This is a genomic window from Halorubrum tibetense, from assembly GCF_042661865.1.
Classification (GTDB): Archaea; Halobacteriota; Halobacteria; order Halobacteriales; family Haloferacaceae; genus Halorubrum; species Halorubrum tibetense.
This window is the reverse complement of record NZ_JBHSWW010000139.1, coordinates 1-6,263: the sequence shown is the minus strand read 5'-3', so window position 1 is coordinate 6,263 and position 6,263 is coordinate 1. Positions and strand designations below refer to the sequence as shown.

Here is a 6,263-nt window from a genome sequence, read left to right as displayed (position 1 = left end):
AGGCGGTCGACAAGCGACGGCTTTCCGAAGCCGACTTCGCCGCCGCGCGCGAGGCGCTCGATCCCGCCGGCGCGTACGTCGACCTGCTGACCGATCGCGACGACGCGACCGACGAGTATCGGGCCGCCCGGAAGGCCGCCCGCGAGGCTCACGACGACCTCACGGCACGGCTTGCTGCGCTCCGCGAGGTCGCCGACATGGCGGACGCGGACCTCGACGCCGACGTCGCCCGGCTTCGCGATCCCGTCGAGGAGTACAACGAGTCGGTGCGGGAGGCGTTTCGATCGTTCTATCGGTCCGCGTCCGCCCGCGACGTCTTCGCGTTCCTCGACCGGGCCGACGACACGCCGTTCGTCGACGCGGACCTCCCGCCGGCTGACCTCCGGGAGTACGTCGCGGAGTACGCGGCCGGCGAGGAGCCGCTCCCGACGCTGCTGGAGTACGCCGACTACTCCAACTCGAAGCTCGACCACTACGTCGACGACCCCGGCGCGCTCCGCACCGCGGTCGCGGTCCACAAGACGTTCATCGACCGGATCGACGGCGAGCCGCTGACGATCGACTGGCCGCCCGCGCCGGGCGACGAGCTCGCCTACGAGATCGACGAGCTGATCCCGCTGGTCTCGCGTGTCGCCGGCGACGAGACCGTGGCGACGCTCCGATCGATCCGCGATCTGGCCCGTTCGGACGAGTACGAACGCCTCCGACGCGCCGCCGAAGTGCGTGACGCGCTCGACGATCCGGAGCTCGCGCTCCTCGAATCCGGCGCGATCGACGACCGGGTCCGGGAGGCGGAGCGGACTCTCGAACTCGTCGAGGACGTGCTGGCGGAGACCGACCGGGACTGATCCCTTATATACCGCCGGCCACGACGCGGGAGTATGACCAGATTCGACGCCGCGACCGAGTCGGAGCGACTGTCGCTGTTCGCGGACGCGGCGGCGGCCCACCGCGCCCGGTCGAGCGACGTGATGACCGTCGACGTCGACCCCGACAGCGACACCTCCGACGGGGGCGAGCTGCCGCCGTGGATCCAGCTCGTCGGCACCGAGATCGTGATGGATTGCACCGACGAGGAGCTCGACCGCTTAAAAGGGCTGCTCGGGGAGTTCCCGGAGTTCCGGATCGACGAGCTCGTGAGTCCCGAGGAGGCCGAAGGGACGAACGCCGTGATCACGGCGCGCTCGGACGCCAACCGCGTCGCCGGCTTCATCGAGCGCGCCTTCCGGGAGGTGTACGAACTCGAACCGGCGTACAAGGCGTGGGTGACGGCCATTTAAATAGAGACCCGAGTCAGGGATCGACGGCCGTTCGGCGGATCAATAGGTTGAAATCCTCGCCGACTCCGAACACGAGTATGGCGCTCGAAAAGGACGTGGATTGTCCGTCGTGTGAGAGGGAGACGTCGTTCTACCGGTCGGCCGCGATGACGCTCCACCTCGGCGAGAAGACGAAGTGGCGCTGCTCGGAGTGTGGCTACGGGTTCGTCGCGATCAATGGTATCGACACGCTCCCGGCCTGAACGCTCTGCTTATTCGTTTTTCGCGAGTCCGCAACCGCCTCACAATCACGACTCCCGTACCACGTCGGCCTCCAGCACCCCCACTCCGTCGACCTCGGCACGCACGGTGTCGCCGTCCTCGATCACGCCCGCACCCGGCGTGCCTGTCGAGATCAGATCGCCCGTCTCCAGCGTCATCACCCGCGAGTGGACGGCGACGAGCTCGGGCGGTGAGAACAGCATCCGGTCGAGCGTGTTCTCGGCGACGACCTCGTCGTTCACCACCGTCCGGACCTCGACATCGTCGAGGCGGTCGACGGTCGCCGGCGCGGACACCCACGGCCCGACGACGCAGAACGTGTCGTAGCTCTTCGCGCGGGTGAGGAAGCGCGGGTTCCGTTCGAGGACGTCCTCCGCGGTCACGTCGATCACGGGGACGAAGCCGGCGACGACGTCGCCGAACGCGGCCTCGTCGACGTTCCGACAGGTGCGCCCGATCACGACCCCGAGCTCCGCCTCGGCGGTCACGCGCGCCGACTCGGAGACGGGCGGGAGCCGGATCGGCCCGCCGGGAGCGGCCAACGTCGTGGCGGGTCTCATGAAGCTCGCCGGCTCGTCGGGACGGGTCTCGTCGAGGTCGGCGGCGTGGTCCGCGTAGTTAAGCCCGATCCCCCACAGCTTCCCGAAGTCGAACGGGAGTCCGAACGAGAGGTGGTCGGCGGGGGTCCGGTTCGCGGGAAGCGCGTCGACCGGGGGTAACACCGCGGGGCCACCGGTCACCGCTCCGAGGGCGTCGCTCACGTCGTCGAGCCCGGCGGCGGCCAGCGGGACGAACCCGTCGTCGTCGCCGACGAGCGGGTCGCCCGTGACGGTCCGGGCGAACCGGTGGGTCTCTTCGGACATCACTCCTCGCGGTCGGTCCAGAAGTCGAACCCACGCCCCGGCGCGAACGCGTCGAGCCCGACCGCGCGCTCGTCGGTCGCGTTCTCGACGCGGTGGGTCTCCCAGGCGTCGAGGTGCACGGAGTCGTACTCGCCGAGCGTCACGCTCCGCTCCTCGGTGTGAACCGTCAGCTCGCCCTCCAGACAGACGCACACCTGTTCGTTCTCGTGGTCGTGATCGGGCGATGCGTGACCCGGGGGCTTCTCGAACCACTCGAAGGTGAACCGGTCGCTGCCCGCGAGCGCGGCGCGACCCCATCCGTCCTCGGGTTCGTACGTCTCGGCCTCGTCGAACGGCACGTGGTCCATACGCGTGGGATCGGACGGGGTCGGTAAGTCCGTTCGGGTCCCGGCGGTCCGACGGCGAGACGCCCTCAGAGGTTCGACGCGCCCGCGCCGCCGTCGATCACGATCGACTGCCCGGTGATGTAGCCCGACTTCGGCGAGGAGAGGAACGCGACAGTGTTGCCGAGCTCCATCGGGTCACCGATCCGTTCGAGCGGGACGCCCTCGCCCCAGTCGGCGAGTCCCTCCTCGTAGGAGTCGTACTCGCCGCGCTCGACCGCCTGGTCGACGAGCTCCTCGATCCGGCTGGTCTCGTGGGGGCCCGGGAGCACGGCGTTCGCGCGCACGTCCGGCGCGAGCTCCGTCGAGAGCGTCTTCTCCAGGCCGATCACGCTCATCCGCACGGAGTTCGAGAGCACGAGTCCGTCTATCGCCTCCTTCACGGATCGCGAGGTGACGTTCACGATGGTGCCGCCGTCGCCCGCTTGGAGGGGCTCCGCGGCCGCCCGACAGAGGCGGACGGCACTCATCACGAGCAGCTCGTACGCCTCGTACCAGTCGTCGTCGTCGGTTTCGAGGAACGGCCCGGACGGCGGACCTCCCGCGGAGGTGACGAGATGGTCGAGCCGCCCGAACTCCTCGAGCGTCTCGTCGACGATCCCGGTCACCGCGTCCTCGTCTGTCAGATCCGCGCGAACGGGGTGGACGCGGGCGTCGCCCGCCGCTTCCGCACGAAGCGCCTCGGCGGCGGCTTCGAGCCGGTCGGGATCGCGGCCGTTGATCACCACGTTTACGCCCTCGCGAACGAGCGCGGTCGCAGCCGCGTTGCCGAGGCCGGCGCTCGAGGCTGTCGTCAGTGCGACGTTGCCGTCGATCTCTAAGTCCATGTCCCGACGTGGCGTCCCCGACGGTTTAACCGTTGGCGACGCAGCGCTATCCGCGCCCCGGCATCGACCCGCCACAGACCGGGCACTGACACCGCTCCTCATGCGTTTGACGGAGCTGTTCCGTGACCGCCTCGGGAGCGCCCTCATCGTCGACCTCCTCCGACTCCCCGTCGAGAGACGCTTCGTCGGAAGCGGCTTCATCGAGAGCGGCTTCTTCCGGCGCCGTTCTCCCGGCTGTGGCCGCATCGGCATCCGTCGATGCGGAGTCGTCTTCAGTGACCAGCCGCCCCGAGAGGGCGACGACGGAGAGGGAACCGGCGGTCCCGAGCGCCCTCCGGATCGCGTCACGTCGTTTCATACCATGGCGTTCGTGTCCGGAGCCTAAAACGTACCGTCGCTCGCCACCGGTTTTAAGCGGTCGCGCTCGGTGGTCGGCGTATGCGCGGTATTACGGGGCAGATCGATGGTCGGTGAGGCACGCGAGCCGTCGAGCGAAACGGGACCGCTGGACGGCGTGACCGTGCTCGACGCCTCGCGCGTGCTGGTCGGCCCGTTCTGTACGCTCCAGCTCGGTGATCTCGGCGCGGACGTGATCAAGATCGAACGGCCGGGGTCCGGCGATCAGACCCGAACGTGGCGGCCGCCGGCGTTCGGCGAGGGCGCGGACGCACAGAGCGCGTACTACGCCAGCGTCAACCGGAACAAGCGCTCCGTCGAGCTGAACCTCGCCTGCGACGAGGGGCGCGCGGTGTTCCGGGATCTGGCCCGCGAGGCCGACGTGCTCGTCGAGAACTTCCGGGTAGGAAAAACCGCCGAGTGGGGGCTCGACTACCCCGACCTCGCCGAGGAGAACCCGGGACTCGTCTACTGCGGGATCTCCGGCTACGGCGAGTGGGGTCCCGACCGCGACGAGCCCGCCTACGACATCGTGATGCAGGCGAAGGGCGGGCTGATGTCGATCACGGGCGTCGAGGACGGCCCGCCCGTTCGGGTGGGCGTCGCGCTCGCGGACATCGGGGCGGGGATGTACGCGACCCAAGCGATCCTCGCGGCGCTGCTCGAACGCGAGCTCGGCGACGGGAGCGGCCAGAAGATCGACGTGAGCCTCCTCGACGGGCAAGCGGCGTGGATGAGCTACATGGCGACGAACTACTTCGCGAGCGGCGATCCGCCGGGACGGATGGGGAGCAAACACCCGAACATCGTTCCCTATCGCGCGTTCGAGACCCGCGACGACTACGTCGTGGTCGCCTGTTCGGCCGACGCCTTCTGGCCCCGGCTCTGCGCGGCGCTCGACCGCCCGGACCTGGCCGCGGACGAGCGGTTCGAAACGAACGAGAGACGGGTTCGAAACCGGGCGGCGCTCGACGCCGAGCTGGAGCCCGAGTTCGCCGACTTGACGACCGCGGAGGCCGTCGATGCGCTGACCGACCACGACGTGCCGGCGAGCCACGTCCGCGACATGGCGGAGCTGTTCGCGGACCCGCAGATCGAAGCGCGCGACATGCGCGTGACCGTCGATCACCCGACCGCAGGGGAGATCGATCTGCCCGGTTCCCCGATGAAGTTCTCACGGACGCCGACGACCGTCCGGCGACACCCCCCGTCGCTGGGCGAACACACCGAGGCGGTCCTCCGGGAGTACGGCTACGCAGACGGCGACTTGAAGCGCCTACGAGCGGCGGACGCGATCCCGAAGTGATCACCGTAACGCCGATCCCTGAACCCAGATCGCCGCGTGGACCGCCGCGACCGATGGAGCGAAACCCCCGGAGCGTGATCGGCGGGCATGGAAACGACCGCCGCCTTCGCTGGACTCTCGTGTGTCGACTGCGAGGAGACGTTCGACGCCGAGACGGCGACCCACCGCTGTCCGGACTGTGACGGGATCCTCGACCCGGCCTACGACTACGACGCGATCGATCTGACCCCCGCCGATCTCGAACGCCGGGACGGCGACTCGATGTGGCGGTACGCCGAACTGCTCCCGTTCCCGCGATCGGCCGCGGTGTCGCTCGGGGAGGGCGCGACGCCGCTCGTCGAGTGTCCGGCACTCGCGGACGCGATGGGCGTCGGGCGAGTCCTCCTGAAAGACGAGGGCGCGAACCCGACGGGGACGTTCAAGGACCGCGGGCAGTCCGTAGCGATGACGGCCGCACGGGAGCACGGCGCGAGCGACGTGGCGCTGAATAGCGCCGGCAACGCGGGACAGGCGGCGGCCGCCTACGCCGCCCGTGCGGAGCTCGACGCACACGTGTTCCTCCCGTCGCGGGCGGGGTTCACCCAGAAGGCGATGACGGAGGTCCACGGCGCGGAGCTGACGGTTACCGACCCGGTCGGTGGGAACTCCCAGATCAGCGACGCCGGAGCCGCTTACACCGCAGCGATGCAAGACCATCCGGAGTGGTACTCGACCAAGACGTTCGTTACCCCGTACCGCCACGAGGGCAAGAAGACGATGGCGCTCGAACTGCTGGAGGCGCTCGACTGGGAGGCTCCGGACGCCGTCGTCTATCCGACCGGCGGCGGGGTCGGCCTCGTCGGGATGCACAAGGCCGCTCGCGAGGCCCGGGAACTGGGGTGGGCGGACGAGCTGATCCCGATGTACGCCGCGCAGGCGGCGGGCTGTGCCCCGGTTGTCGACGCGTA

General features: G+C 69.5%; 9 protein-coding genes. 5 read left to right on the top strand and 4 right to left on the bottom strand.

The genetic code is table 11. The features are described 5' to 3' along the window. The 3 genes from ACFQEU_RS09885 to ACFQEU_RS09875 form a co-directional block, all read left to right on the top strand. The coding region (locus tag ACFQEU_RS09885) for a DUF7118 family protein (protein WP_379781669.1) at nt 1–848 on the top strand (848 nt) is incomplete at its 5' end. Nucleotides 849–881: 33 nt separating this feature from the next. Further along, nucleotides 882–1,280, top strand: coding sequence for a hypothetical protein (locus ACFQEU_RS09880; RefSeq protein ID WP_379781667.1), 399 nt, complete (start codon nt 882–884; stop codon nt 1,278–1,280). Between the two features lie 77 nt (nt 1,281–1,357). Further along, nucleotides 1,358–1,522 carry a DUF7838 family putative zinc beta-ribbon protein gene (locus ACFQEU_RS09875; protein ID WP_379781665.1) on the top strand — a complete coding sequence of 55 codons (165 nt, stop codon included), beginning with the start codon at nt 1,358–1,360 and terminating at the stop codon, nt 1,520–1,522. 45 nt (nt 1,523–1,567) lie between these two features. Here the strand turns inward: ACFQEU_RS09875 and ACFQEU_RS09870 are convergent, their stop codons facing one another. From ACFQEU_RS09870 to ACFQEU_RS09855, 4 genes are all read right to left on the bottom strand, one after another. Beyond that, entirely contained in the window at nt 1,568–2,404 is an 837-nt protein-coding gene (locus ACFQEU_RS09870; RefSeq protein WP_379781663.1) for a fumarylacetoacetate hydrolase family protein, read from the bottom strand. After that, a complete protein-coding gene (locus ACFQEU_RS09865; RefSeq protein WP_379781660.1) occupies nt 2,404–2,751 on the bottom strand; it encodes a cupin domain-containing protein in 348 nt (115 codons plus the stop codon). The genes ACFQEU_RS09870 and ACFQEU_RS09865 overlap by 1 nt, the downstream gene beginning before the upstream one ends. 65 nt (nt 2,752–2,816) lie before the next feature. Further along, nucleotides 2,817–3,614, bottom strand: coding sequence for an SDR family oxidoreductase (locus ACFQEU_RS09860; RefSeq protein WP_379781657.1), 798 nt, complete (start codon nt 3,612–3,614; stop codon nt 2,817–2,819). Between the two features lie 46 nt (nt 3,615–3,660). Continuing rightward, complete coding sequence (locus ACFQEU_RS09855; protein WP_379781655.1) at nt 3,661–3,972, bottom strand: hypothetical protein; 312 nt, start codon at nt 3,970–3,972, stop codon at nt 3,661–3,663. A 105-nt stretch (nt 3,973–4,077) separates the two neighbouring features. Here ACFQEU_RS09855 and ACFQEU_RS09850 point away from each other — a divergent pair, with 105 nt between their 5' ends. Beyond that, nucleotides 4,078–5,316: a CaiB/BaiF CoA transferase family protein gene (locus ACFQEU_RS09850; protein WP_379781653.1), complete on the top strand. Its 1,239-nt coding sequence runs from the start codon at nt 4,078–4,080 to the stop codon at nt 5,314–5,316. An 87-nt stretch (nt 5,317–5,403) separates the two neighbouring features. Further along, nucleotides 5,404–6,263: pyridoxal-phosphate dependent enzyme (locus ACFQEU_RS09845; protein WP_379781651.1), on the top strand; the 860-nt coding region annotated here is incomplete at its 3' end.

Bases quoted from the DNA above. Each gene is read 5' to 3' on its own strand.
- ACFQEU_RS09855 (WP_379781655.1), bottom strand. From the start codon at position 3,972: ATGAAACGACGTGACGCGATCCGGAGGGCGCTCGGGACCGCCGGTTCC.
- ACFQEU_RS09875 (WP_379781665.1), top strand. From the start codon at position 1,358: ATGGCGCTCGAAAAGGACGTGGATTGTCCGTCGTGTGAGAGGGAGACG.
- ACFQEU_RS09865 (WP_379781660.1), bottom strand. From the start codon at position 2,751: ATGGACCACGTGCCGTTCGACGAGGCCGAGACGTACGAACCCGAGGAC.
- ACFQEU_RS09860 (WP_379781657.1), bottom strand. From the start codon at position 3,614: ATGGACTTAGAGATCGACGGCAACGTCGCACTGACGACAGCCTCGAGC.
- ACFQEU_RS09850 (WP_379781653.1), top strand. From the start codon at position 4,078: ATGGTCGGTGAGGCACGCGAGCCGTCGAGCGAAACGGGACCGCTGGAC.
- ACFQEU_RS09870 (WP_379781663.1), bottom strand. From the start codon at position 2,404: ATGTCCGAAGAGACCCACCGGTTCGCCCGGACCGTCACGGGCGACCCG.
- ACFQEU_RS09880 (WP_379781667.1), top strand. From the start codon at position 882: ATGACCAGATTCGACGCCGCGACCGAGTCGGAGCGACTGTCGCTGTTC.